The organism is Acidisarcina polymorpha, assembly GCF_003330725.1.
Taxonomy (GTDB): domain Bacteria; phylum Acidobacteriota; class Terriglobia; order Terriglobales; family Acidobacteriaceae; genus Acidisarcina; species Acidisarcina polymorpha.
The window spans coordinates 1,464,021-1,491,018 of the sequence record NZ_CP030840.1 but is presented as its reverse complement, the minus strand read 5'-3'; the positions used below and the strand labels follow the sequence as shown (position 1 = coordinate 1,491,018).

The 26,998-nt window shown below is 58.2% G+C and carries 19 protein-coding genes; 12 read left to right on the top strand and 7 right to left on the bottom strand.

Translation table 11 applies throughout. The features are described from left to right. The first annotated feature begins 4 nt into the window (after positions 1-4). Both ACPOL_RS06550 and ACPOL_RS06545 read left to right on the top strand, forming a co-directional pair. On the top strand, positions 5-1,060 hold the full coding sequence (locus tag ACPOL_RS06550) for a YncE family protein (protein ID WP_236657279.1): 1,056 nt from the start codon (positions 5-7) through the stop codon (positions 1,058-1,060). 414 nt (positions 1,061-1,474) lie between these two features. Further along, positions 1,475-5,311 carry an alpha-amylase family protein gene (locus tag ACPOL_RS06545; RefSeq protein WP_236657278.1) on the top strand — a complete coding sequence of 1,279 codons (3,837 nt, stop codon included), beginning with the start codon at positions 1,475-1,477 and terminating at the stop codon, positions 5,309-5,311. Positions 5,312-5,351: 40 nt separating this feature from the next. Here the strand turns inward: ACPOL_RS06545 and ACPOL_RS06540 are convergent, their stop codons facing one another. Next, on the bottom strand, positions 5,352-5,879 hold the full coding sequence (locus ACPOL_RS06540) for a hypothetical protein (protein ID WP_114206349.1): 528 nt from the start codon (positions 5,877-5,879) through the stop codon (positions 5,352-5,354). Positions 5,880-5,953: 74 nt separating this feature from the next. Here ACPOL_RS06540 and ACPOL_RS06535 point away from each other — a divergent pair, with 74 nt between their 5' ends. From ACPOL_RS06535 to ACPOL_RS06525, 3 genes are all read left to right on the top strand, one after another. After that, positions 5,954-6,625, top strand: a complete 672-nt coding sequence (locus tag ACPOL_RS06535; RefSeq protein WP_114206348.1) for a metal-dependent transcriptional regulator — start codon at positions 5,954-5,956, stop codon at positions 6,623-6,625. A 223-nt stretch (positions 6,626-6,848) separates the two neighbouring features. Continuing rightward, positions 6,849-8,192, top strand: coding sequence for an Nramp family divalent metal transporter (locus ACPOL_RS06530; protein ID WP_114206347.1), 1,344 nt, complete (start codon positions 6,849-6,851; stop codon positions 8,190-8,192). Between the two features lie 61 nt (positions 8,193-8,253). Further along, positions 8,254-9,777 carry a GH1 family beta-glucosidase gene (locus tag ACPOL_RS06525; protein WP_114206346.1) on the top strand — a complete coding sequence of 508 codons (1,524 nt, stop codon included), beginning with the start codon at positions 8,254-8,256 and terminating at the stop codon, positions 9,775-9,777. Between the two features lie 101 nt (positions 9,778-9,878). On the opposite strand, the gene ACPOL_RS06520 is transcribed toward ACPOL_RS06525, so the two are convergent. Further along, positions 9,879-11,765 carry a hypothetical protein gene (locus ACPOL_RS06520; protein WP_114206345.1) on the bottom strand — a complete coding sequence of 629 codons (1,887 nt, stop codon included), beginning with the start codon at positions 11,763-11,765 and terminating at the stop codon, positions 9,879-9,881. Positions 11,766-12,023: 258 nt separating this feature from the next. Then, entirely contained in the window at positions 12,024-12,437 is a 414-nt protein-coding gene (locus tag ACPOL_RS06515) for a helix-turn-helix transcriptional regulator (RefSeq protein ID WP_114206344.1), read from the bottom strand. Positions 12,438-12,558: 121 nt separating this feature from the next. Here ACPOL_RS06515 and ACPOL_RS06510 point away from each other — a divergent pair, with 121 nt between their 5' ends. After that, entirely contained in the window at positions 12,559-13,476 is a 918-nt protein-coding gene (locus ACPOL_RS06510; RefSeq protein WP_114206343.1) for a hypothetical protein, read from the top strand. A gap of 96 nt (positions 13,477-13,572) precedes the next feature. Here the strand turns inward: ACPOL_RS06510 and ACPOL_RS06505 are convergent, their stop codons facing one another. Next, entirely contained in the window at positions 13,573-16,383 is a 2,811-nt protein-coding gene (locus tag ACPOL_RS06505) for a PIG-L family deacetylase (protein WP_114206342.1), read from the bottom strand. Positions 16,384-16,645: 262 nt separating this feature from the next. On the opposite strand from ACPOL_RS06505, the gene ACPOL_RS06500 reads away from it, so the two are divergent. Beyond that, positions 16,646-18,109, top strand: coding sequence for an APC family permease (locus tag ACPOL_RS06500; RefSeq protein WP_114206341.1), 1,464 nt, complete (start codon positions 16,646-16,648; stop codon positions 18,107-18,109). A 9-nt stretch (positions 18,110-18,118) separates the two neighbouring features. Here the strand turns inward: ACPOL_RS06500 and ACPOL_RS06495 are convergent, their stop codons facing one another. Beyond that, positions 18,119-18,958, bottom strand: a complete 840-nt coding sequence (locus ACPOL_RS06495; protein ID WP_236657277.1) for a 2-keto-4-pentenoate hydratase — start codon at positions 18,956-18,958, stop codon at positions 18,119-18,121. A 51-nt stretch (positions 18,959-19,009) separates the two neighbouring features. Further along, positions 19,010-19,864 carry a TrmH family RNA methyltransferase gene (locus ACPOL_RS06490; RefSeq protein ID WP_114206340.1) on the bottom strand — a complete coding sequence of 285 codons (855 nt, stop codon included), beginning with the start codon at positions 19,862-19,864 and terminating at the stop codon, positions 19,010-19,012. An 82-nt stretch (positions 19,865-19,946) separates the two neighbouring features. Here ACPOL_RS06490 and ACPOL_RS06485 point away from each other — a divergent pair, with 82 nt between their 5' ends. After that, positions 19,947-20,591 (top strand): L-threonylcarbamoyladenylate synthase, encoded by a 645-nt coding sequence (locus ACPOL_RS06485; RefSeq protein WP_114206339.1) that lies wholly within the window; start codon positions 19,947-19,949, stop codon positions 20,589-20,591. Positions 20,592-20,630: 39 nt separating this feature from the next. After that, positions 20,631-21,218, top strand: coding sequence for a YdcF family protein (locus tag ACPOL_RS06480; RefSeq protein ID WP_114206338.1), 588 nt, complete (start codon positions 20,631-20,633; stop codon positions 21,216-21,218). A 78-nt stretch (positions 21,219-21,296) separates the two neighbouring features. On the opposite strand, the gene ACPOL_RS06475 is transcribed toward ACPOL_RS06480, so the two are convergent. Then, positions 21,297-22,823, bottom strand: coding sequence for a serine hydrolase domain-containing protein (locus tag ACPOL_RS06475; protein WP_114206337.1), 1,527 nt, complete (start codon positions 22,821-22,823; stop codon positions 21,297-21,299). Between the two features lie 529 nt (positions 22,824-23,352). Between ACPOL_RS06475 and ACPOL_RS06465 the strand changes: the two genes are divergently transcribed. The 3 genes from ACPOL_RS06465 to ACPOL_RS35700 are packed head-to-tail and all read left to right on the top strand — an operon-like array spanning position 23,353 to position 26,434. Continuing rightward, complete coding sequence (locus ACPOL_RS06465) at positions 23,353-23,712, top strand: PadR family transcriptional regulator (protein WP_114206335.1); 360 nt, start codon at positions 23,353-23,355, stop codon at positions 23,710-23,712. After that, positions 23,709-25,988, top strand: a complete 2,280-nt coding sequence (locus ACPOL_RS06460) for an ADOP family duplicated permease (RefSeq protein WP_338026755.1) — start codon at positions 23,709-23,711, stop codon at positions 25,986-25,988. Before ACPOL_RS06465 ends, ACPOL_RS06460 begins: the two co-directional genes overlap by 4 nt. Before the next feature lie 2 nt (positions 25,989-25,990). Next, positions 25,991-26,434, top strand: a complete 444-nt coding sequence (locus ACPOL_RS35700; protein WP_338026754.1) for an FtsX-like permease family protein — start codon at positions 25,991-25,993, stop codon at positions 26,432-26,434. Positions 26,435-26,998: the final 564 nt, after the last annotated feature.

The following is a 26,998-nucleotide window of genomic DNA, read 5'->3' as shown; positions in this document are numbered from 1 at the left end:
CCGGATGAAATTCGCACGCATTTCGAGGCTGCTCGGCCGCAGCTTCGCCGTTCTTGCCGCTGTCGTGAGTCTTCAAGGAAATTGTATGCTCGCCGCCGCCCAGGCTGGCACTTACCACGTGGAACAGACCTGGAAGCTGGGCGGCGACGGCGGCTGGGATTACCTTAAGGTCGACGAGGCCGCACACCTGCTGTATATCACCCGCGGGGCCCGTGTCATGGTGGTCGACCTGCAAAGCGGCAAAGTGCTTGGAGAGATCACCGGTTTACAAGGTACCCATGGTGTCGCCTTCGACAGCGCTGGCAAGCTCGGCTATATCAGTGACGGGGGCGCGGGCATGGTGCGGGTTTTCGATCGCGCCACCCGCCAGGTCGTGAACTCCGTGCCGGTTGGCAAGAACCCGGACGCCATCCTCTACGAACCGACCAAAAAATATGTGTTTGCGTTCAATGGCCGCAGCAACGATGCCAGCGTCATCGACACTTCTTCCAACCAGGTCATCGCCACAATTCCACTTTCCGGCAAACCCGAGTTTGCTCAGACCGACGGGAAAGGGACCGTCTTCGTCAACATCGAAGACAAGAACGATCTCGTGCGAATCGATGCCGCAACCCTGAAGGTGACGGCCACCTGGCCGCTCGCCCCCTGCGAGTCGCCTTCGGGTCTCGCGATCGACCCGGCCAAGCGCCGACTATTCTCGGTATGCGATGGGAAGAAGATGGCGATCACCGACGCCGACAGTGGAAAAGTAGTCGCCACGCCTGAGATCGGAGATGGTCCCGACGCTGCCGGCTTCGACTCTCAACGAGCGTTGGCCTTTAGTTCGAACGGGGAAGGAACACTGACCATTGTCCATCAGGATTCAGCGGACAGCTATTCTGTCCTCCAAACCGTACCCACCAAACGTGGAGCTCGCACCATGGCCCTTGATCCGTCGACCGGCAAGGTTTACCTGGTGACTGCCGATTTTGGCCCAAAGCCAACCCCGACCGCCGACAACCCGCGGCCCCGTCCGGCAATCCTCCCAGGGACCTTCAGTGTGATCGTCGTCAGCCCCTAACCGCAAGAGAAGTTCTCTTTAACCCCGCTCTTCCGCTGCTCCATGCTGGCTTGTCGGGCTATTTCTGCCCTCAGCAGATTGCGCCCGGCAAGCTCCATCGATTCCGCCGCCCCCCATAGTCAGCCCAAATCCCTTCCGGTGCATCCCACCAGATGACCTCTTAGCTAAACTGACGGACGGCTCAGGATCCGATGAGCATTTTCGTGGTTTGTTGGTGGTAGTGTGAACTCGTCGCGGCTTGTCAAGGCCGCGTCAGGAGAAACCGGTTCTGCGTTGGCTATTGCAAGCAGGCCCTTGAGCAGGAGCAGGGTAGGTGTAGCGTGGAACATGGATCCTTGCAAAGCCTTTCCAACGGAAAAGGCTGTCATTTCGGATTTTCGCTACCCTAGAGTGGTCCTGCATTTGCAAGAAGAAGTGTCACAAAAAAAGGAAGCAGCCATGATGGAGTTCCACATTTCGCGCGCCACTCGTAGCCGGTATCAGGTGAACGACGTCCTCTTCAGCTATACGGGCAATGTGGTCTTCGCGGATTTGGCGGCGAGCCGCGAACTCGCCAACCGGATGAATGAAGTACGCGATACCAAGAATGATCCGGAGGCGATCGTTAACCCGGCCGCGCTCTTCGCTATGGGCCTGATCGATGAGATCAGCCATGCTCTGGTCGAGTATTACCGCAAGAACTATGACCCGCAGGTGATGACCCGCGCGCTTTTTTGGTTCGAGACCAAGATCGGTCGAGAAGGCGTCGATAAGCTGCTGCGCTCTTTCGTCGCCGAGTTCCCCAATACCGCTGTTTTCCGCGGTGAGGAGAAGCCGGAGGAATGGCTCGCCGGATCGACGGGCGGAATGCCTCATCGCGAAGCCGCGCTCGAAGAGATTCTGTTACTGTGGCTCGCCAATCAGAATCAGGCCTTCAGTCCTTTCAAAGAGCTCTTTGACGATCAAGGCCTCGGTCAATCTACGGACTATCCCGCGGTGACAGCAGATCTTGGAAGTTATTTCGCCGGCAGGCCGGCTATTTCTCTCGACGAGGACAACCCCAACAGCCCCAAAGTGAGCTTGCTCGATCTGCTGCAGGCGCCGCTTCGTGCAGCGCCAAACTCCCTGAATGGCCAACTGGCCTTCCTGCGAGAGAACTGGCCAAAGCTGCTCGGCGATGACATTCGCCGGCTCCTGCTTGCGGTCGACGTGTTGAAAGAGGAAGAAACCGCCATCTGGATGCGATTTCATCCTCACGGCGGCGACATCGGGCAGCGCCGCCAGGAGTGGCACCAGTTCGAAATGGGGAGCCACGCCGATGTGCCGAGCTTTACTTCCTCCGATCAGGAGTATGAGCGCTTTAGTCCGGATGTGGAGTGGATGCCGAGAGTGGTGTTGATTGCCAAGAGCACCTACGTCTGGCTCGTTCAGCTCTCCCGTCAATATGGCCGCCAGATCGAGCGCCTCGACCAGATCCCCGATGAAGAGTTGGACATCCTGCGCGATCGTGGCTTGAACGGCCTCTGGTTGATCGGGTTGTGGGAGCGCAGCCGCGCCTCGAAGACCATCAAGCATCTATGCGGCAATCCTGACGCCGTGGCATCGGCCTATTCGCTCGCCTCCTATAACGTGTCAGCGGATTTGGGTGGAGACGCAGCATATGTGAACCTGCGCGATCGTGCAGCGGCCAGAGGGATTCGCCTGGCCAGCGACATGGTCCCCAATCACATGGGCATCGATTCAACCTGGGTCATTGAGCATCCGGAGTGGTTTCTCTCTCGTCCGGATTCACCCTATCCGGCATATCGATTCGACGGTCCCGATCTGTCGAATGACAATCGCGTCGAGATCAAGATCGAAGATCACTACTACGAACAGACCGATGCCGCCGTGGTCTTTCGCCGCCGCGATAATCGCACCGGCCACATCGATTACGTCTATCACGGGAATGACGGCACCAGCTTCCCGTGGAACGACACTGCTCAGTTGAACTATCTGAGCGCCGCGGTTCGCGAGCAGGTCATTCAGACCATCCTCCAGGTTGCGCGGCTTTTCCCGATCATCCGCTTCGACGCGGCGATGACCTTGGCGCGGCGTCACGTGCAGCGCCTCTGGTTTCCGCTCCCCGGCAGTGGCGGAGCGATTCCTTCCCGCGCCGAATACAGCATGACCCAGGCCGAGTTCGACGCGCTCATGCCGCACGAGTTCTGGCGTGAGGTCGTCGATCGGGTCGCCGCGGAAGTTCCCGGCACGCTGCTGCTGGCCGAGGCCTTTTGGCTGATGGAGGGCTACTTCGTTCGCACGCTCGGCATGCACCGCGTCTACAACAGCGCCTTCATGGTCATGTTGCGCGACGAAGACAATGCCAAGTATCGGTCGGTACTCAAAAATACGCTGGAGTTCGATCCCGACATCATGAAGCGCTACGTCAACTTCATGAGCAATCCTGATGAGCGCACCGCCATCGACCAGTTCGGCACCGGGGACAAGTACTTCGGAGTCGCCACGATGATGGCGACGCTGCCCGGATTGCCGATGTTCGGTCATGGCCAGATCGAAGGCTTTACCGAGAAGTACGGGATGGAATATTACCGGCCTCGCTACGAAGAAACTCCGAATCAAAGCCTCGTCGATCGGCATCAGCGCGAGATCGCGCCGTTGCTCCGCGAACGCAAACTCTTCGCTGAGAGTGGCAGCTTCGTCCTCTATGACTTCTGGAAAGAAAATGGCGAGGTTGACGAGAATGTCTACGCTTACTCGAATCGCCGCGGCGAGCAGAGGGCCATTGTCTTGTTCCATAACCATTACGGCGAGACTCATGGAACGATCCATCATTCCGCCGCATTTGCCGACAAATCTACTGGTACTTTGCGGCAGGTCCCGCTTCAAGATGCACTCGCTTTACCCCCCGACGATTCAACATTCGTCGCCTATCGCGAAACCGTAAGCGGGCTCGAATACATGCTCCGGGCGAAGGAACTCCGCGACAAGGGGTTATCGGTCTCCCTCCATGCCTATCAGTATCGTGTGCTGCTGCACTGGCGGGAACTCAGAGTGGATAAGGAACATCCCTGGGACAAGCTCTGCGATTCACTCCACGGCAAGGGCGTTTGGGATCTCGATGAAGCGCTGGTTCAGTTGAAGCTGCAACCGGTCGCGAACGCTCTGCGTGCCGTGCTCGATCCGGCATTGATCCGCACTTTGGCAGAACTCTCCGAATTGCAGGATGTCCTGACTGAAAAGGATGCGCACGATCTCAAATCCAGCGCCGTGCACAAGAAGCGGCACGAATTCTACGAAACCATTTGTGACCGTGCTTGTGTCTTTTTCCATCAGGCCTATCGTTTCTCAGGTGCTCCCGCCAAGACCGGTTCTACGGAACAGGAGTCGCTCGACTCCGAGAAGCTTGCCATCAGCCTCAGAAGCTTGCTCCGCAAGACGATGCGCATTCCTCAGATGGAGGAGACTCTGGTTGTGAAAAAGGACGGCGCTGGCGGTTCGCTATGGTCGGCGGAAGCACGGCGCGTATTCCCCAGCAGAAGCCCGCTTATCGATAGCACCCGTCTATGGGCGCCGGTCTTGGGATGGGCGCTGCTGCGGGTTTTAGCGGAGTGGATCGAAGCCGGGGAAGACGCCGGTCATCAGCCCTTAAGCGCCGCGATCGATGCCAGGGCAGTCAGTCTCTTCGACCAGCTTCGCTTAAGGTCCGCATTCGGCGAGACCTTCGCCTCCATGGGCATCGAAGGCGAGGATGCGTGGCGCGCGGCTGCCCGCATTCGTGCTGCCTTCCTTCCCGCGTCGCTAGATCCCGCATCGCTAGATACCGCGTCGCTAGACAAAGAGAGCGTGACGAACCCCAAAGCCGAAGGGTGGTGGAAGGACCCCGACGTACGCTGGCTCACCGGCTTGCACGAGACCAGCAATGGCTGGTTCTTTAACAAGGAGTCGCACGAGCAAATGATTTGGTGGTCGACGCTCCCCGAATTGGTCAAAATGGAAATCGATCCGGCCGCCGAGAAGGAACGGTTGCGGAAGCTCGCAGCGACCATCGGATCGCTACTTTCAGCAGCCGCGAAGGCTGGCTACCGGCTCAACTTCGCTGCGGTCGATCCGCCGGTTCCCGGAGAACCAGAGGAAGGCGGGGAAAGTCACCCGGCAGAGAAGTCCTCGATATCCAAGGCCGCTCGAAAATCCTTGGATCCCAGGATTGCGACGGAAGAGCGCGAAGTGGTGATCCTCGCCGGCAGTCCGCCGGCCTCTGACGAGAACTAAGTTGGTCGAGCTCTCGTTAGCGGATGGCCACGCCGGTGATTTACTTCGATGAAGCGGGACGCGATATGACAACATAGTCGCGTCCTTCATATAACCGGTAGCGCCCCGGCGTCGTCTCCTCCGCAATCATCTGCAGCGGAGTTGGTCGTTTCAGTTCAGTATCCCGGGTGGAGTCGACCGAAAATAGATCGTGGTTACCGATGTCCATAAGCCCGAAATGTCCTCCGACAAAGCCTACCCCATAAGCCCCGGGAGCCAGGCTGTGTCCGTTGATTTCAATCGCAGCTTCCGTAATGAAGTAGGCCTGGTACTTCTGCTGGACGGACGTGGAATACCCCGACGTATCGACCAATGCCGCGAGCACGAACATCCCATCGTCGAACTTGATGCCAGCGGAATTTCGCAGTTGCAAGGGAGCGGATTGCCCCCGAAAAAACACCGACTCCGGAAGCACTTTGGCGGCCTCTGGCGCATGAAGCACGAGCGCCGCCTGGCTCCATGCCAAGCCAGACCCAACCAGGCACACCGCGAACAGAACGAGCAGATACCGATGACATTTTGCGAACATCCAGTGACTTCCTTTCGCCCCAGCGCAGGAGTATAACTCCTCTCAGTGTAGTCTGGAAGTAACACTAGCGTTGCATGACCGAGTTAATCACAGTTTCGAAAGAGGATTACCTCAAGGCAATTCTTGAGAGCGAAAGCGAAGGCAAGACCGTCTTTCCAGCGGTCCTCGCTCACTGGCTTTCGGTGTCGGCTCCGGCAGTGACCATGGCGGTCAAGCGCTTGAAGCGAGATGGTTACGTCGAGGTCAAGGCCGACGGGATTTTGCGGCTTACGCAAAAAGGCCGTGAGACCGCCACCAAGACCGCTCTGCGCCACCACCTGGTGGAGCGAATGCTGACCGAGATCTTCGGCATGGAGTGGTACCAGATCCACGACGAAGCGGAACATCTGGAACACGCCGTCTCTCCTGCCTTCGAAGCCAAATTGATTGAGCGGTTGGGCGATAAGGGACTCTGCCCGCACGGCAACACCGTTCTCCCGGAGACCCCCGCGCAGCGCGCTAAGCGCGGCCATATTCTGCTATCGGCAGCGGTCGAAGGCGCGGAATACAACGTCGTCAGCTTCTATGAGCGCGACCCCAAGCTGCTGGTTTTCCTGCATCAACTCGGCTTCGCTCCCGGCGGAAGAGTCAGGGTCCTCAAGAAAAACTACGACCAGACTCTTTCAATAGAGACGTCAGCAGGCGCCACCGTACTCGGCCAAATGGCTGCCGAAAAAGTCTGGGTCAAACGCCGCATCAGCCGCTAAACCAATATTTCGCTTCCTCTTCGGTCCGCATCACCCTACCGACAGCCTTCAATGGAGATCTTCGGGAGCCCCACTCCCGCAGGCCTTGCGCGAACGTTCGCGCGCGCCGGATCGTAAAAGGAGAAAATCCGGGACACTGTAACCATGATTAACATTTCAGCGATAGTAATGTGAAGACTTTGTGCCATACTAAACCTAACGCCCGGGTCTCGCGTCCTTTAAAATGCCAGCCACCTCATCCGAACTCGATGCGTCCCCGTCCAGGGCCTCGCTCCCTGACATCTTCTCGTCGGTGCACGTTTCGCAATCGCCTCAATTATGGCGGCGCGCCTTGGGCTTTCTCGGGCCGGGTTTCCTGATCTCCGTCGGCTATATGGATCCCGGCAACTGGGCAACCGACCTCCAGGCCGGATCGCGCTACGGATACACGCTGCTGTACGTCATCATGGCGTCGAATCTCCTGGCCATCCTGCTGCAAAGTCTGGCGCTTAAGCTGGGGATTGCTACCGGGAGAGATCTCGCTCAGGCCTGCCGTCAGAGTTACAGCAAGCCGGTGAGCATTGCCCTTTGGCTGATTGCGGAGATCGCCATCGGAGCGTGCGATCTGGCCGAGGTCATTGGCTCGGCGATCGCCCTTCAACTCTTGTTCCATATTCCGTTGATCGTCGGTGTATTGATCACCAGCTTTGATGTGCTCGCCATTCTCCTGCTTGAACATCGCGGCTTTCGCTATCTCGAGGCGCTGGTCATGGTGCTGATTGGAACCATCGCCTTGCTGTTTGGCGTCCAGATCGCACTCTCCCGGCCCGAATGGGCTCCCATCTTTTATCACCTCTTTGTTCCTTCTCCCGTGATCTTTCATGATTCGGCAATGCTGTACATCGCCATCGGCATCCTGGGCGCGACGGTGATGCCGCATAACCTCTACCTGCACTCCTCCATCGTGCAGAGTAGGAAATATCCGCGCACTCAGGAGGGCAAGCGGGAGGCGATCCGTTTTGCCAGCCTTGATTCAGCCATCGCGCTGATGATGGCGCTGCTCGTGAATGCAGCGATCTTGATCGTGGCCGCAGCCGTCTTTCATAAGCAGGGTCACTACGAGGTTGCTGAAATTGGGGACGCATATAAATTGCTGACCCCGCTGCTCGGCTTCACCGGCGCAAGCACCATGTTTGCTCTCGCGCTGCTGGCCTCCGGACAAAACTCCACGATTACCGGAACGCTGGCCGGGCAAGTCGTCATGGAGGGCTTTCTTGAAATCCGGCTGCCGAACTGGCTCCGCCGCTTGATCACGCGACTATTGGCGATCATCCCGGCAGTGATCGTGACCGCCCTCTACGGCAGTGGAGGGACTGCCAGGCTGCTGGTTTTGAGTCAGGTGATCCTCAGCATGCAGCTAAGTTTCGCCGTTTTTCCGCTCGTCGCCTTCACCAGCGATCCAAAGCGAATGGGGCCATTTGTCAACCGGACTTGGCTGCGCACCGCCAGTTGGGCGAGCGCACTCCTGATCGCGGGATTGAACGCGTGGTTGCTGCTCCAGATATTTAGCGGCAAGGTGCCTGCTTAAATCAGTTTACTGCCGTACTTCGCCGGTGCTAGCATCGCGAACGGAGGACGACACTGTGTCAATGAACCGCCGCAATTTCCTCACCAGTGCGCTTGCCGTGGCCGGCGCTTCCGTGGTCGGGGGAACAGGACTTCCAGCCAGCGGCCTTGCCGCGCCCCAGATCGGGCAATCGCTCCACACTGCAGACCGGCCGTGGGCCGACATCCCCGCAGTCGCTCTGCCCGCCGGCGATATAGGCGCAGCGCAATTTCCCAAGGATTTCTGGTGGGGCACCGCCACCGCCGCCTACCAGGTCGAAGGAGCCTGGAACCTCGATGGCAAAGGCGAGTCCATCTGGGATCGCTTCTCGCATACTCGCGGTAAGGTCAAGGGCGCGGCCACTGGCGACGTCGCCTGCGACCAGTACCACCTCTACAAAGAAGACATCGCGTTGATGAAGCGGCTCAATCAAAAGAGCTATCGATTTTCCGCTGCCTGGACTCGGGTACTCCCCACCGGCGCCGGCGCGGTGAACCAAAAGGGATTGGATTACTACAGCCGACTCACCGACGCGCTCTTGGCCGCCGGCATTCGACCTATGTGCACCCTCTTTCACTGGGACCTGCCGCAGCCTCTCGAAGATCTCGGCGGTTGGCCCAATCGCGATACCGCGGCCAAGTTCGCCGATTACACGGGCATCGTCGCTAAGGCGCTCGGGGACCGGATCGATACCTGGGCAATCTTCAATGAACCATGGGTGTTCACCTATCTCGGCTACGGCAGCGGAGTTCACGCTCCCGGAAAGACTGATCCCAAGCTGTTCCTGAAGGCATCTCACACCGTCAACCTAGGACAAGGCGACGCATTTCGCGCGATGAAGGCAGTTGCCCCGAAGGCCAGGATCGGCTCTGCCTACAGCATGTCGCCCGGAGAACCGGCAACTGATAGCGAAGCGGACAAAGCCGCGACCGCCCGCTTCCATGCGATCAATAACGTCTGGTTCCTCAACACCGCCCTGCGCGGCAAATATCCCGAGGGCTTCGCTGGGGGCATTCCCGAAGAGACCATGGGCATCCAGCCGGGCGACGACAAGCGCATGACCGCTCCGCTGGATTGGGTAGGAATCAACTACTACCGTCGGACTATCGTTTCCGACAACGGAAATCCGACCGCAATTCCGCCTTACACCGAGCGCCCAGGAAGCGAAGGACCGATTACCGAATTCGCCTGGGAGGTTTGGCCCAAAGGTCTTTATGACATCGTGACCACCATCAGCAATGAATACAACAAGCCCATCATCGAGATCACTGAAAACGGCTGCAGCTATGGCGACACGCCCTATGGACCGGACCACGATCATGTGCCGGATCAACGCCGGGTCGAATTCTATCGCGGGCATCTAGCCGAACTTGCCCGTGCCATGAGAGATGGAGCCAATGTGCGCGGATACCATGCCTGGAGCCTGCTGGATAACTTCGAATGGGCGGAGGGATACAGTCAGCGATTCGGGCTTACCTATGTCGATTATCGAAATCAGAAGAGAACTCCAAAGGACTCGGCCCTCTGGTACTCCAAAGTGGCCGCTACCGGTCGGCTGGACGCTTAGACGAACATGTCATCTTGACACCGAACGTGCTATCCGTCACGCACAACAGAAAAAGGGCACCCGGTAGGGTGCCCCTCTCTTTTTGAGCTTCCTTAAAGAGACTAGGGAAGGTAATAACGGAAGGAGGTTTCGAAGACGTTGTCGTTGCCCTTCGGAGTGCCGCCCGTTCCAGACCAGCCATAGCGATCAAAGTAGCTGTACTGGATGCTCTGACGAAAGCGTCCCATCGGGCCCCTGTAGAAGTCATACCAATATCCGGCAGTGATCTCCTGGACGTCCTTTGTTGGGCTGCCGCATCCAGCTGGGGCATTAGGCTGATAACCGACCTGAGGCACGTTGGAGGGCGTGACTTCGATGCCGCATCCAGAGTCCCTGATGGCCGGTGAACCGTAGCCCTCGGTTCCGCCAGGAACCGCGAAGTAGCGGCGGAAGGCATAATCGCCGCCGTAGTTGAAGTAAGCGTCCAGCCGGGGAGTGGCGTGGAATGTCACCTGGCCCAGCGCCGAGAATCCGTGCAACAGCGCAAGCTGTCCATCCGGGCGCAGAGTCAGATCCGGCAACGTGGAGGAACCATACCGGCCAACGCCATCGCCCCATAGGCCGTTGACGTTCAAGTCGACAAGCTTCTTGACCGTGTAGAAGCCGCTGCCGCCAATACCGCCGCCAACCGTGGAGTCGTTATAAGCCCCAACCTGCGGGACCGGAGTAACAACGCCCGCGACCGGAGCGGGTGCATTCGGGTAAACCCGGTTGCGGAAGAAGCGCGCAATTCCGAAAACTTCATAGTGACCAAGACCCTTAGGTTCGAAAACTGCCTTGGCAATCATGTCTGGAGCCACGTTGAAGGAGTAGGTTGCGAGCGGGGCAGAGGACGTAGCGCCCGGAGCGCCGCCGCCGTTGTAGAGGCCGCCACCGCTGCCGGCCGCACCGATGATGTAGTTGTAGGGGCAGGCGATCCCCGTGCCGGTCGCCTGGCAGCTCGGCGTCAACGTCTGCGGATTCTCAATTGACAGACCGAGCCAAACCTGTTTGTTGTCAAGCGACTTCACGATGCGTGCGCCATATTGACGCTCCCACACGAAGCCCGCGTTGTACTGCGGATCGATGGTCGCGGGGAGCACCTCGGTGCGGTTGATCATGCCCGTCTTGGTCTGGGTCGCCAGGCTCCACATCTGCCCGGCAGTAAAAATCCAGCCGCTGTTGGATTCGGCCTGCGCCCAGAGTTGGCGTTGGCGCAATACGTAGCTGTTGCTCTCGTTATTGTTGGACGTAACGCCGGCGCCGAGCCAGTCCATTTCGTAGTACCCGCGCAGCGTCCAGTTGTTGGTCAGCTTGCCTTCTGCCAGCAGCGCCAGACGCGATTGCCGGCCGGTGCCGAAGAACTCGCTGATATTTGCGTTGTCCGCACCATTGAAAGGAATCGAGTTGAACGGGGTGTTAATGTCCGCGCCCAGTGCCTCGTTGCGGTACACCGTGGCGGCTTCAATGAAGCTGCCCGTCGGGGACAGCGTGATGCCTTTGTAGTGAAGCGCATCAGGGTGCTCGATCGCCGCTTGGGTCTGCTTCTGATTATCCTGCACGGTCTGCACGATGCTCGCATTGTTGGACTTGAGGTCCGTGACCGCCCCTTGAAGGCTGTTGACCGCGGTTGTATTGTCGGTGTTCCCTTGCTGCGCCTGCTGGGCCGCGGCTTGGGCCTGCTGTGCCGCTTGCTGTGCTGCTGCGGCCGCTTGCTGTGCTTGCTGGAGCTGCGCATCCTTGTCGGAAAGCTGCTGCTTCAGGCTTTGAATCTGGGTTTGCATATCCGTGCGCAATGAATCGATCTGCGACTGAACCGAAGGACCCTCAGGCTTCGCGGCGCGATGGACTTTCCTGTGAGTAGACTTCGGCGTGGAACTGGTCGTTCCGCTGGATGCCGTCTGGGCGTATCCAGATGGGAGTGCCAGAACAAGCGCCAGACTCGCCAGCGCCTTCAAATTTGTTTTCATTGAGCCTCTCTTAAGTCAAATTGCAAGATAAACGTGATCTGAAGAAAAACTGCAGCTTGCCCGAGTGCCGCGATCTATACTCCTCGCCATCGTTCGGAGGAAGCGACATGACTGCGCAGCAAAAGGAAAACGGCAATAGCTTGCGCCATTCAAAGCGTCGCAGGGCGGCGTAAATTTTAGGTTAAATTTGGGTGAATAACCGGACAATCAAGGCGTGCCAGGAATGGCGATGCCGAGAGACTACCAGGGAAGATTCTTCTAAACTCTGACGATCATGACTTCTGTGGACTTGATCAATGCAGCCGCGGTTTGCCCCTTTCGAAGCTGCATCTCGCGGGCGGCGTCCGCAGTGATAATAGAAGTAATACTCTGGTCGCCAATCTGAAGAACCACTTTCGCCATCAAACCGCTGATCTGAACTTCGGTGACTTTTCCTACCAGCTGGTTTCTTCCACTCACGTTCCTGAAGCGATCGCGGGACGCTTTCGACGGACCTTCCGGTCTCGATTTCATCATCGGGTTGAGTTCGCTCTGTGGAACACGATGATGGCCCCCCGGTGTCTTGATGGTCTTTAGCTTCCCCGCCAGGATCCATTGCTTGATCGTTGGATAGCTGACACCAAGAGCCGCCGCCGCTTCGCGAGGTCTCAACAGCACGTCTACATTTCCCATTGCCATTCCGTTCAGATTCGCTCAGCCGAGTATACTCCGCATCTTTACCGCTTATCAGCAAGCGGGAAGAACAATGTTCTACCGGCTAGATTCGTTATTTCGAACCGTATAGGATCGAAGCATGAGCTTGCCCCGCCTTCGAAGAATCACGTCGTCCGGATGCCTGCTGAACCTGCTTCTGTTCATTGGCTATTCCATTACGCTCTTTGCCTCTAGATCGCACGCCCAACAAAGCAGCCCTCCGCCTGAAAACTTCATCGAGCGCTACCAGGCGCGAGTCAGCGCTACTCAAGCGGAGCAGCCTCACTGGGTGACTCCGCTGGTGACCGTGACGCCCCGGCTCGAGCAGGAGCTTCGCACCGACTTCGTCCATCAGTACAATCCGAAGGGCTTCGCCGTGTGGAACTACGGCAATTCCAAAGGTCTGGAGTTCATTCCCGAGAGGCATACGGAAATCATCATTAATGTTCCACCCTTCTTTAATCGCTCTAATGGCGAACAGGATGGCTTCGGAGATATGTCGTTCCTCGCGAAAGGCCGCCTCTACTCCCGCAACGAGGAGCATGGGAATGGGATCGTTACAGTGTTCTTTGCCGCAACTATTCCCACTGGCAAAAACGGAAATGGAAGCTGCTGCGCGGTGGTCACTCCGACCCTCGCCGTTGGTAAGGGTTTCGGCCGCCTCGATCTGGTTTCAACCGCCGGTGGCTCGCTCCCGGTAACTAACTCGAAAGGCCTGGGACACACGATAACTTGGAATAACACCATCCAATACCGGCTCGCGTCGAGCGGTTTAGGACGATTCATATGGCCCGAGGCGGAGTTCAACTCCAGTTTCTACAAAGGTGGTGCGAATGACGGACACGTCTCGACATTTGGCACCCCGGGCATCATCTTCGGCCGCGTGCCTCTCTCGCACGATGCCAGCGGACGTCCGGGCAGACTAGGCTTGACCTTTGGCGCCGGCGAGCAAATTGCCCTGACTCACTTTCACACCTACAATCATGCGACCGTACTAACACTGCGCATCCCGTTCTAGGGTCCTAAGCTGCGCATTTCCATTCAAGTGTCCTATGTCAACTTGATGAGAGAAATTCGCGTCACCCGCGCCACAGCATCTCGAGCAGTTAGTTCACTAGGGATGAAGCCCCGCGCTGATCAAGTTAGCCAGCAGCCGGTAGGCGCCCGGAACTGCCTCCGGCGTTTGCCGGTAAAGTGCAAACGCGACATAGATATAAATACCCTTGCCTTCGCGCGTATAGAGCAGGCCGCCTTTCTGTGGATCCTGCTCAGGGTCGTGGGTCTCTGTAAGAGCGATATAGTGCGAATCCCAGCTCTGCATGAACGAGTGCCCGCGTTCCTCAACCCAGCCTTGAAAGTCCGCCGGTGTTATCTGGTTCGGCCAACTGAGCAGCGGGCTCTTAGGATCGAGCAGAGTGACCGTGCCCCTTTCATCCACTACCTTCTCGGGACTGCGCCCCAGCACGTAGGGATAAGGCCCATAGCTATGGTCGTATTCGCCAGTTTGGTATTGCACCACCAGGTTGCCGCCGTTGCGAACATACTCAAGCAGACGACTATTGTTGGCCGCTAAGTCAGGACGAGCCGCATACGCCCGAATTCCAAGAACGATGACGTTATATCTATTCAGATCGCCGGAAGCGATCTCCTCTGTGCTGAGCAGATGTGGATGGACTCCTAAGTCTTCGAGCGCCTGAGGTATGTCATCGCCCGGGCCCATGACATAGCCCAGGTTCAATCCCGGTGCAACCTGGACATCCACTCCGCGGGCGCGATAAGTTGCCGGCCGGTAGTAGTTGTAAGGCTGCAGGCCCGGATAGCCGACGGTGCGGTAGCCATCCTTATATTCGTGGCCGCCAACACTGGCGATCGCCTTGATCTCATAGGAGCGTTGTTCAAGCTTATTAGGAAGGACCTTGAAGCTGACTTCCTCTTCTTCCCCCGTCTTCAAACGGAAGGCTGTGCTTTCTGGCTCGGATCTCCAGCCGTGCGGCAGATCGAGGTGTACCGTCCCTTCGGCACGCCCGTCGAGGTTACTGTGTACTTTGGTGGAGAGCGAGAATGCAGTCTGCGTAAGCGGAACCGCGCCCGCTGGGGGATGAATACTGATAGAGATTCCCGGTGCGATGACGAGCGGGTTCTCGACCGAGCCCGCACCCTCGATGCGATGCACCGTCTGCACCACTTCGCCGACCTTGATCGGAACGCCCTCATAATCGAAGTCCGCCCACCCCTGTAGTGGGTAAGGCGCAAAGGATTCGTTCAACCATCGAGGATCATCCACGTTGTAGTAGCCCTGCTCGGTGCTCTCGCGGCTGAAGTAAGGACGAGTAACAGCGGCATTCGCCGCCAGGCTGACGCGAAAAAATGCGTCGCGCGCGCCATCCGAGGATTTCGTTTCCGGCAAGCGCTCCACACTTGACGCAGCATCAACCGGAGAGACGAGCGACGTCTTTACCAGCCTCGCAGCTGGTCCCGCGTTTCCCATGGCCGGATTGAAAACATGCAGTCGTACGAACACCTTCGATCCCGGAGTTACCGCAGCGGGCGTCTCCTCTGCGGATAATGGGGGGGTATCGGCTTGCGTCGCCGACTTTTCCGACGTTGTCAGTGCATCGATCTGCAGACCGAGCGCCGCGGCAAGAGCGGTGCTGAATTGCTGTAGCTTCAAGTCGAGTTCCTCGCGAACGTTTGCCTTATCGCTAGCGGAGAGGGAACTCTGATCGAGTTGCCGGATCAGTTTGTCCGTAGCCAGATAGCCATCGTGTAGCGCGGGTGCTGTCTTCTGCGGAGCAGCCGGGTCAAAGGCGGCGATTGCCGTTTCTACTTTTGCATTGATGGTTTTCAAACCGGCCGTTAAAAACGCTGTGTCGCCGTGAGCGAGGCTGGCGATTCCACCCAGGGATGTATCGATTCCATCAAAGAAAGAGGACTCGCTTCCGCCACTCTTCATCCGCGATCCATACCGGTGATAGTCGGAGTTGACCTCTCCCGGTAGAACCACATAGCCGCCGCCATTCTGGGTTTTTTGAAATCCCCACCCCTGACGGGCAAACTGGACATAAGTTAAGCCCAGCAAAGGATCGTAAGCGCCCTCTGGAACGACGACATCGGTCGAGGGAACGCTGGTGCTCCATTCCTTGGTGATGTAGTTGTAGAAGCGAACCGGCGCCCACTTACCGGTGGCGTAATCGAACATGCCTTCTTTGCCGAGTGAATAATTGGGGACCCTCGCGTAGACCTTCAGTGGAGACCACGGGCGCAGACCGGCGCGAATCTGATCGGGAAACACATCCGGATTGCCGGCCGCCGAGAACACCTCCTGCGCCATCTCGCCCGAGACCTGGTGTTGACCATGGCCGTCCGTAATGCCCCCAATAAAGCTTGCGGTGATCACCAGCGGCCGATTCAGACGTACCGCTCGTACCGCATCGTAGAGCACGCGATCGTGGCCCCATTGTTGAAAGGCCTCATCAATCGTCTTCGAAAATCCGTAGTCGGCAACGCGTGACCAGTACTGATCGACGCCGTAATACTGATCTGCCTTGAGCAGTTCGTTGGTGCGTATTAATCCCAGAGCATCGTCCGCATCGCTGGACACCACGTTCTGGCCGCCTTCGCCCCGGGTCAGAGTGAGCATCGATGTGCGCACTCCCTGCCCTCGGGATTCGTAAGTCAACATGCCGCCATCCTCATCGTCGGGATGGGCGACAATCATCATCATGCTCGCCCAGGTATGCAGGCGCTTAAGATCCTGCCACAGTCCATTCGCTCCGCGATCTTCAGGGAGCGGTTGCGCATCCCCACGAAGCGACGCTCCTTCTCGGGATACCGGCGACTGCTGTGCCACGGCGTTCGGACGCGAAGATATGGCTCCAGCCGCGACAACGAGGAGCAGAACAACCGGCACTGTACGACGAATCATCAACGGTCCAAGCCTAATGAGCTAAGTGCGAGATCTGAATGGGTGAATAGAGCCCAGTGTACAATCCGGGCAGTTCCTAAAGCAGAAGTACAGCTACTGTAATGCGTGCCGCTCAAGTCCGCAGGCGTTTCCCCCCGGGATAACGCCTACAGAATCAATCTCCGGCACATCACCATCTGTACTTGTGCTTTGGTACTTTCGAATATCTAAAGATGCGAGTACCCCGTGCTCGGATTCTCGGACATGGATCGATGACGCATTGATGGCCAAATTCACCAACAGCCCCGCGGACGCCACTGCGAACCCCTCCCCCGCTGCCCCAAAGCTTGCCCGCCAGGTGAGCTTCGGTAGCGCGCTCTCGCTCAACATGATGAACATGATCGGCGTGGGACCCTTCATCACCTTGCCACTGGTAGTGATCGCAATGGGCGGTCCTCAGGCAATGCTCGGATGGGTGCTCGGCGCCGTCATTGCCATCTGCGATGGACTGGTGTGGGCAGAGCTGGGAGCCATGATGCCGCAGGCGGGAGGCTCCTACGCCTATCTGCGCGAGATGTACGGACGCGATCGCGCCGGACGCCTGGCGTCTTTCCTTTACGTCTGGCAGATGGGGTTCAGTGCGCCACTGTCGATCGCCTCCGGGTGTATCGGTCTCGCCCAGTACGCCGCCTATCTCTGGTCCCCTCTGGCAAATCGAGTCTTCAGCCACTCGAACTTGCCGTGGCTGGGCGATCTGCGCTATACCAGTCTCGCGGCCGCCGCAACCTGCGCCGTGACCGTCGCGCTTCTCTATCGCAATGTGCGCTCGATTACCCGGCTGGCATGGATTCTCTGGGCCGGTGTGCTCATCACCATCACCAGCGTCATCGTAGCGGGATTTACTCACTTCCATTCCGCGCAGGCATTCAGTTTCCCTTCCGGGGCCTTCCATCCAGGTCACGTTTTTTTCTCCGGACTTGGCGCCGCGACCCTCATCGCTACTTACGACTACTGGGGCTACTACAACGTCGCATTTCTCGGCGGCGAGATCCGCGAACCAGGCCGCGCGATTCCCCGCGCAATCCTGATCTCCATCTTCATCGTCGCCGTCTTGTATCTACTGATGAACGTAAGTGTGCTCGGCGTTATTCCATGGCAGGAAATGAATTCTTCCATCAATACCCAAGGACGTTTCGCGGTCGTCGCCCTGGTCATGCAGCGGACCTTTGGTGCGACCGCGGCGCGGATCATCGCGCTGCTGGTGATGTGGACGGCCTTTGCCTCGGTCTTTGCTCTGCTGCTCGGCTACTCCCGCGTTCCGTATGCAGCCGCGCTCGACGGGAACTACTTCAAGATCTTCGCCCGGCTTCATCCGCGCGAAGCCTTCCCCAATGTCTCTCTGCTCGCCTTGGGAACCGTTGCGACCTTCTTCTGCTTCTTTGACCTCTCGAATGTCATCGCCGCGCTCGTCGCCATTCGCATCATTCTTCAATTCCTGCTTCAGCACGTTGGCGTCATTTTGCTCAGGATCCGGGAACCCGATCGTGATCGCCCTTTTCGGATGTGGCTCTATCCGCTCCCACCGGTCCTCGCGGGGATCGGCTTCCTCTTTATCCTGATCTCCCGGCCGAACGCCTCCCGAGAGCTGCGTTATGGCGCCATGATCGCCATCTCTGGTCTGCTGATCTACTTTGTGCGGGCACGGTACCGGCGTGAGTGGCCCTTCGCTAAGCAAGCGCAAACCTAGCGAAAAAAATTACTCCTCATCCGCAAACCGGACCACGACGTCGCCAAAGGTGGAGAACCGGGCAATCGCCTCGGAGCCCGCAGACGCCAGGACTTTGCCCGTCCAGCTGCCGGTCGTGATCCAGTCGCCGGCCTTGAGCCCGCCAGTGCGCGGTTGGCCCTCGTTCGCCAGCCAGGTAACCAGCCTGAGCAAATCGACTCCCGCTAAGTTTGACGCCCGCGACTCGATGCGGACGACGCCATCCACAATCATGATTACCGATTCATGAGCGAAATCCACATCGCGCCAATCGGGCAGAGCCGCTCCGTGAACGAAGCCGCCATGGGACTGTAAATCGCCGATGACTGATAGCCGGTCCGCTGAATCCGGATCTAAAAATGCCGCCTCCAGGATCTCGATTGCCGGGTGAGCTCCGGCAATCGCGGCTACGACCTCTTCGCGGCTGTAAGGTCTTTCGCGAAGCGGCAGATCGCTTCTTAGTCGAAAGGCGATCTCGGCCTCGACCCCGCGAAACCGGCTGAAGCTGGCGCCGATGGTCACGTTCGATTGCCCAAACCCGCCCAGCAGGGGCATTGGCGCGCAAAGCGGGACGGCATCCGGCGAGGGTGCTCCCACCTTCCAGCCTCCGACTGGTCCTAAAGTGGAGATCATGATCTCCTGCAAGCGATACGCCTCGCCCAGAGTCGTCGGACGCAAGCCCGCCGGTAACTCTGAAATGGGCTCGCGCTCACGACGCGCCCTCAGCAGCAACTCAGCCGCCTGCCGCAGCTTGTCATCGTTCAAGGGATCGATCTGGCGGTCAGCCACGGCCTGGGCTGCTGAATCATTGGAGTAGCTTGGTGTGCTCATTGTCTAGACAGTCCTTTTCCCGATTTGATGCGAATTTTGTACGCGAATGAGTTATGCGCCCGGCTTGCCGCTCTCATCTGCTCCGCCCGCTGCCTTGAAGCTTCCGCGCTGCCTTGAAGCTTCATAGAGGAGGATGCTGCCGGCTACCGCTGCATTCAGGGATTCGACCGGCCCAGGGCAGGGAATCGTGACCCGCTCGTCTGCTTGATCCAGCAGGATGGGCGACAGTCCGCTCCCCTCATTGCCAATAAGCAGTGCAGCCGGTTGCCCGAGGTTCGTCGCTGCAGCCGCAGAACCCTTTTCAGCTACGGCGGCAAAGATCCTTAGGCCGGACACGCGCAGCCAGGAAAACGCCTCTTCCTCGCGAGCCTGGACCACCGCTACCCGGAGAGTTGATCCCGAAGAGGCCCGTAGTGCTTTGGCGTTCCACGGACTGACCGTTCCAGGCAGGGTAATGACACCGGTAGCCCCAAAGGCCTCGGCCGAACGGACCAGCGTCCCCAGATTGCCAGGATCCTGCAACCCCGCTGCGACCACGATCAGAGGGGTCTTGCCAATCAGCATGTCGTCCAGCGAAAAGACCTTCGGCTCGACCAGAGCGGCTATTCCTTGCGGAGATTCGGTCGTCACCGCGCTGGCAAAGATCTCCGCGGGAAGCTCGATCACCTCTACTTCTGCCGGGAGGGCAATGCGGCTCAGCAGCCCTTCTGCTCCGGTCCGAAAGAACACCGAAATGATCCGAATCCCGCTGCGCACTGCCTCGGAGAGAAGATGTTCGCCTTCGATGCCGACACGGCCGCTCTCGAATCGGCTCCCGGGCGAGAAGCTGGCCCGCAATTCCTTGACCCGGCCATTCTGACGACTCTGTACAATGCGAGAGAGCCTGTGTTGTGAAGCTGGCGGCATTGCTGCGATTTTACCCCGCCGGTCACGACGTCGTTCCGGCCCGCAATAGCAGCCGCCTCAACCCCATCTTTTTGGAGAAATCTTGTCGGCGGAAATCCTTCGCGTTCACCCGGACGAACCGGAAGCAGAACGAATCGAATACATTGTCTCCTGCTTGCGCAGTGGTAGTGTCGTCGGTTTGCCCACGGACACCTTTTATGGCTTGGCGGTCGATCCCGTCAATCTCCGGGCAGTCGATCGCATTTACGAAATCAAAACCCGCATGCGCCACAAGCCGCTGTCGCTACTCATCAGCAACGCCGCTCAGGCCTATGAACTTGCACGGGACATCGGGACCGGCTTCGACCGGCTGGCCGAGCGGTTCTGGCCCGGTCCCCTCACGATCATCGTCCGCGCCAGTTCGCGGCTGCCGCTGCGAAGCACCGCAAATACCGGCAACGTGGCCCTGCGCGTCCCTGATGCCGCAATCCCACGGGCAGTCGTGGAGGCTTTTGGGCTTCCCATCACCGCCACCTCCGCCAACCTCCAGGGGTTGCCGGAATGCACCTATGCGGCGTGCGTGCGCGACCAGATCGGAGACCGCATCCCGCTGATCATCGACGGCGGCCCCAGCGGTCAAGGATTGCCAACCACCATTGTCGATCTTTCCGGCGGGGAAGACGCCTGGCAGGTGCTGCGCGAGGGTTCGATCCCGACCCACGAAATCGCGCTGATTCTTCAGGCCTGACGCCGGTTGGAAGTGCCTGAAGTCGGTTGGAAGAAAAGGATGAAAGCCAGGCTTCTTATTCTGCTGTTTGGTGTTGTCGCCCTGGGTGTGCTGAGCTGGTTCGTCTGGGTGAATCGGCAGATCCAATACTATGCCCATCTGGACGAAGCGCGCCCTGCGGATGCGATCGCCATCTTCGGCGCGGCGGAATACGATGGCCGCCCCTCGCCGGTCTTCCGAGCTCGGTTGAATCATGGGCTCGCTCTCCACCGCCAGGGAATTGCGCCCTTGGTGATCACCCTCGGCGGAGCAGGTGACGGAGATCATTCCGAAGGCTCCGTCGGCCACGATTATCTGCTCGCTCAAGGTATTCCTGAAAACCAGATCATCGCCGAGACCCAAAGCGGCAATACCAAAGAATCCGCCGAGCGGCTGGCCGTCATCGCCAGGGAAAATCACCTGCAACGAATCGTAGTGGTGAGCGACGGCACCCACTTATTTCGAATTCACTCCCTCTGTGCCCAGGAGGGGCTCGACGTCTACACCTCACCTAGACCCGAAACCAAGACCATCTCCCGCTGGAAAGCAGCGCAGCGGCTCTGGCATGAAATCGCCAGCTACACCGCCTGGCGGTTGCATATGCACTAAGGTGCGGAATCCGAAATCGCGAGACAACCACCCCGTCATTCCGAGTGAAGCAGGCGTGCAGCGGAACTCATCAACGTCTCAGCTCCGCTGCAGCGTCAGCACGTAAGGCAACCTCACATTCTTAATGTTCGGATCGCCCGCAATGGCGAATACCCGGCCAACCAGCCGGCCGTTCGAGGGAAGCAGTTTGATTTGTAGCGCAGTGGCCGCCGTCCTGATCGCGTCAGGCGAGTTGATTCGGCCGGTGGAGACGCCTGTAAACGCCTCGCCCTCAGCCCGCATCCCGGTGATTATCTCGGCGCGGTTCGTTCCAAGGGCCAGAGACGCGGATGCCTCTGACTCGATGTTCAGCTGAACCGGCATCTTGGCGCCGTCATTTTCAAGCCATCCCTGCCATCGCCCTCTCCAAGCCGGAGTCGCGACGAAGAGTTTGCTCGGAAAGCCACAATCTTCCTCTGGCCGGCGCCAGTCTGGCAGGAAGTTCGCGATCACTTCATCACACACGCTGTAGGCCAGCTCCGACCCGTTGGATCGATTGGTGATGGCCACACAGGCTAAGTCGTGCGACGGTAGAAAGCACATCCTGTTGGCGACTCCCGGGTCGCCGCCGCTCTTGAAAAAGAAAGGAATACCGGAGGCCGTGTGGCCCGTAAACCAGCCGAAGGTGGTCGCAACCCCGGTGGGCCCGGTGAAGACCGGCCGATGCAGTTCGTCAATTTGTTCGTCGTTCAGAATCGCCGCTAGACCTGAAGAACGCTGACGCATGTTGAAGAGTGCGAAGCGAGCAAGATCGTGAGCGCTCGCATACAACTCACCCGAAGCAGGCGTCGATGTTGTGTAATGCGGGATAAGACCGCCGTGCGCGTCGTATCGCGCCGCACTGCTTCGCAATCTCTTGGAGTCCCTACCGAAAAAGGTGTCATTGAGACCAAGGGGGACAATCACCTTTCGATGCATGAGTGCGCCAAGCTCCGTCTGGGTCAGGCCTGAAGCGATCCCGTTCAAGACCGCAAATCCCAGGTTGCTGTACTCATAACAAGTGGCAGGTGGGTACGCGAGCCTGCCGTAAGCATGAATCAGGGCGTTCGAAGTAGGAACGAGGCTTGCTTCATCAGCGTCGTAGGATTCGTATATACCCGGAAGGCCGCTAGCGTGCGAACCCAGCAGACGAACAGTCGCGGCGTCCGCGTCACCGTTCCTGCCGCAGATCTTGCTTTCTGCAAGGTATTTGTTAGCGGGCTCATCGAGGCGAAGCTTGCCTTCAGCAACCAAAGTCATGAGCGTCGTCGTAGTAAACGGCTTGGTGATCGAGGCCATGCCGAACGGAGTATGCGGCGTAGCCCTCAGACTCGCCTCCCGGTTGGCCCAACCAAAACCCTCCTCCCAAACGATGCGTCCTCGGTGAACCACTGCGACCGCAACCCCGGTTGCCTCGCCGGTCGCCACCGCCTGCTGGATCCACCTGCGTACCGGTGCGAACTTCGACAGGTACTCCGCACCAGCGAAGAGCGCGGTGCTGGCACTGAGCCTCGCCTCGGTGATGCCGCCCATCACCGCCGAGAGCATCCACCGAATCACGTCACGACGGTTTGTCCGTGCGGTCATATAGTCCCTTACAGAGCCAGGTCTTTCGGCTTACCAAAACTTATACGCAGGTGTGCTCACTTAGTTCAACGTCGAGATGATGGGCCATGCCCCTCGAATCAATCTCTGCGTCCGATCTGCTGCCCGAATAACCGGCTGCAGATTGGAGCCTAGCTTCATGGGAGACCGAAAACCATCCTGCTTTAGCAGGAGACGGCTCCTTACTTTCGCAAGGAGGTTCTTAGTCTTTCCGTCCTCCGGACAAAGATGTGCAAGAGATTCTGCCCCCCGTCTTTTCCATAACGTGGAGACGGAGTTTCCGAAATCGCCATCCGCGTTCCCCTGGGCGCCGAGCGCGAACAGATCCTGAGTCTTTCGCTTCATTTGACGCACTATCGCCGAGTCACTCAGTAAGTGCATTTGCCTGTTGTCGCAATGTGACGCTCGATCCTCATTCTTAGGTGCGGGTTCCGTTTGTGAGGAGTCAATTTGCCTTTCCACATGGGAGGCGGTAGATTGTCTACATCTTGATGTAGAGGTTCTACAGCCTATGGCGACCAGAAGCAGCTATCAAAATCGAATTGAACTCCTGCAGGGAACATTGGACATGCTGATCCTGAAAACACTGCAATGGGGAGCGCAGCACGGTTACGGCATAAGCCAGGCAATTCGAGTGACTTCCGGTGAGGTATTGCAGGTCGAAACAGGATCTCTGTATCCGGCTCTTCATCGGTTGGAGCGGCAGGGTTGGGTCACTGCCGAGTGGAAACAGAGCGAGAGCAATCAGCGAGCTAAGTTCTACAAGATCACGAAGCTGGGTAAAGAGCAGTTGGCCTCCGACTATGAGCGCTGGGAAAAGATGGTCGCGACCATCGAGGCAATCATGACTTCCAGGCGAGGCGTTGTATGAAGATGCTTGAGATCCTTCGCCGCAAAACGGAACTTAGGGAAGAGATTGAGAGCCACCTCAGGATGGCGACTGCAGACAGAGTGGCTCGCGGGGAGTCACCCGTTGACGCGAGGAGAGCCGCAGTTCGCGAGTTCGGGAATGTTCCGTTGGTTGCGGATGTGACGCGCGAGCGCTGGGGATGGCTGCGCCTGGAGCGGCTGGCGCAGGACTTGCGCTTTGCGTTGCGCCAGTTAAGGAGAACGCCGGCATTCACGACGACGGTTCTGCTCACGCTGGCTCTGGGCATTGGGGCCAACGCGGCGATCTTCTCGCTCGTGAACGCGGTTCTCCTGAAGAATTTGCCTGTGTCCGATCCAAAGCGGCTCGTGCGTCTAGGCGATAACAGCCACGACTGCTGTGTCGGCCGCAACGGCACTAGAGAAGAAGGGGCCTACTCGAACTTCTCAACCGACACATACGTGCGTCTCAAGCAGAGTTTGCCTGAATTCGAAGAGTTGGCCGCGATGCAGGCCGGGTGGGCCTACCGACCCGTCATAGCGCGGCGAGATGGCGCGCAGAATGAAGCCCGTTCGGTGACGGCCGAGTTTGTGTCGGGAAATTACTTCGCGACATTTGGGCTGCGCCCCGGAGCGGGACGATTGCTCATTGATGCGGACGACCTGCCTGGCGCGCCGGCTACCGCGGTCATGAGTTATGAAACGTGGCAACATGAATTCAACGGAGATACCGCGATCGTCGGTAGTACTTTCTGGGTGAATACCAAACCGCTGACGGTGGTCGGAGTGGCGCCGCGAGGGTTTTTCGGCGACCGGATGGCAGTCACACCTCCGGACTTCTACCTGCCGATTCAGACGATGGCCTCGTTGGCAAATGCCTCTTACGTCAATGACCCGGAGACGAACTGGCTCTACATTATCGGGCGCGTCAAACCGGAAGTTCCGCCGGCCCTGCTTCAGGAAAAGGTGAATGCAGTCTTGCGGCAGGCGTTTGCAATGCAACGCGATTTCTCCACTGTGAACGGCAAGAGTTTTTTGGCAAGGGTCCATGCGACTCTGACGCCGGGCGGTGAAGGTATCCAGACGATGCAAGAAGGCTACGGGTTTCAACTCCATCTGCTGATGTGGATTGCCGGGGTGGTACTGCTGATTGCCTGCGCCAACATCGCCAACCTTCTGCTGGTGAGGGGCATGGGAAGGCGGACGGAAATGTCGGTTCGGTTGGCGTTGGGGGCAATGCGCGGAAGGATCGTTCGCCAGCTTTTGACGGAGAGCATCTTGCTGGCGTCCTTGGGTGGCCTCCTGGGTTTGGCTCTTGCATACGGAGGTTCGCGCATGCTGCTTGTGCTCGCATTTCCTGGCGCGCAGAATGTCCCCATTGAGGCCACACCGTCGCTCGCTGTGATTGGTTTTGCGTTTGCGCTTTCGGTGTTGACGGGCATCCTGTTCGGCGTGGCTCCTGCATGGATCTCGGCACAGGCCAGGCCCGCGGATGCCTTGCGCAGCGGTACCCGTACCACCGTATCCGGAACATCCCTGCTTCAGCGGACGCTGGTGGTTCTGCAGGCCGCGTTGTCTCTAGTGCTGCTGGTGGGCGCGGGATTATTTTCACAGAGCCTGGGCAAACTTCAGAATACTGACTTGAGGCTCGATGCTCGCAACCGCTATATCGTGCACATCAATCCCCAGGCCGCAGGCTACTCGGGGATACAGTTGGAGGCCCTTTATCGGACCATCGAAGATCGGTTTCACGCGGTGCCGGGCGTCGTCAAAGTTGGCATCTCCACTTATGCTCCGATGGAAGATAACCGCTGGAGCAACTACATCATGGTTCAGAGAGATCCTGGAGCAAAGGGCCTAGCCGGGTTTGTAAGGGCCAACGCGGACTACTTCAACTCCGTCGGCACGAAGGTCGTGATGGGGCGTGGGTTCGATCCGCGGGACACGTCGAACGCTCCCTCAGTGGCCGTGGTGAATCAGGCCTTTCAACAGAAGTTTTTTGGCGGGAAGAATCCGATAGGGCAGCGAATCGGCTTCCCTGATTCGCCCGGTGATTTCGAGATTGTAGGGGTGGTGGACAATACCGTTTACACAGATGTTCATTTGAAAGACGACCCCATGTATTTCGTGCCCATGATGCAGCGACCCGCAAGTGATAAATCTCCGATCGAAAGAGACATATCGCTTTATGCAGGAACTATAGTGCTTGAGACCGCGCAGCCCATCGATGGCATGGAGAGAATTGCAAGTAAGATACTGCCGGCATCAACCCAAATCTGACCGTGGTTCAGTTTCAAACATTTAGCGAACAAATCGCAATACAGTTCACACAACAGCGATTGATCGCGCGACTGACCATGCTGTTTGGCGCATTGGCGCTGTTGCTGGCCACCATTGGTCTTTACGGCGTCACCGCCTATTCGGTCGAGCGGCGGACACCGGAGATCGGCATCCGCATGGCTCTCGGCGCGGAGCGTAAAGGCGTGGTCGGGATGGTGATGCGCGGAGCTATCGTTCAAACCGCGCTAGGGCTGGCCATTGGGATTCCAGTGGCCCTGCTCAGTGTACGATTCGTCAAGTCTCAACTCTACGAAATTACCAGTGCCGATGCCCGGGTGATGACCGAAGCCATTGTTGCCTTGACAATGGCAACGTGCGTCGCCGGAATTATTCCAGCACGGCGTGCTGCTTCCATTGATGCCGCCACAGCGTTGAGGGGCGAGTAAGTCGAAAGCAAACGGGCAGGCCAAACACACTTGGTTGGATTTCAACACGGAGATGGGAGATTCGATCTTTGCAAAATCGTCAATGCGCGATTCGACGGAAACCGGTGTCTGAAACGTGAGTTGGGCTGTTGGCGTCATTGCAAACTTCCATAACATATCCGAGTGTTGGCGGGCTTCCGCAACAAGTCCCCGCGACTGGCGAGTTGACACTGCATCGCCAGTAGTCGCATCGATGTTCCACGGATATATCAGCGGCTACTCTGTTCGCAGCGCAACCATGGGGTCGATACGCATGGCTCGACCCGCAGGGAAAAGGCACGCGGACAGCGCGACTAAGATTAGCAGCGCCAGCACAGAGAAAAATGTGAACGGATCGGTGGGCGTCACACTGGAACCGCAGACTGCTCATCATACGTGTCAGTCCGAGCGCGCCTATGAGTCCAACGACGACGCCCGCCAGAGAACCCGTTTACGAAGCCTTAGTTGATGGCCGGATTTGCCGTTGTGACGCGGACGGAAATGACCTACTTCGGGTATTCTCATCGCATCTCATTCGTGTTCCTT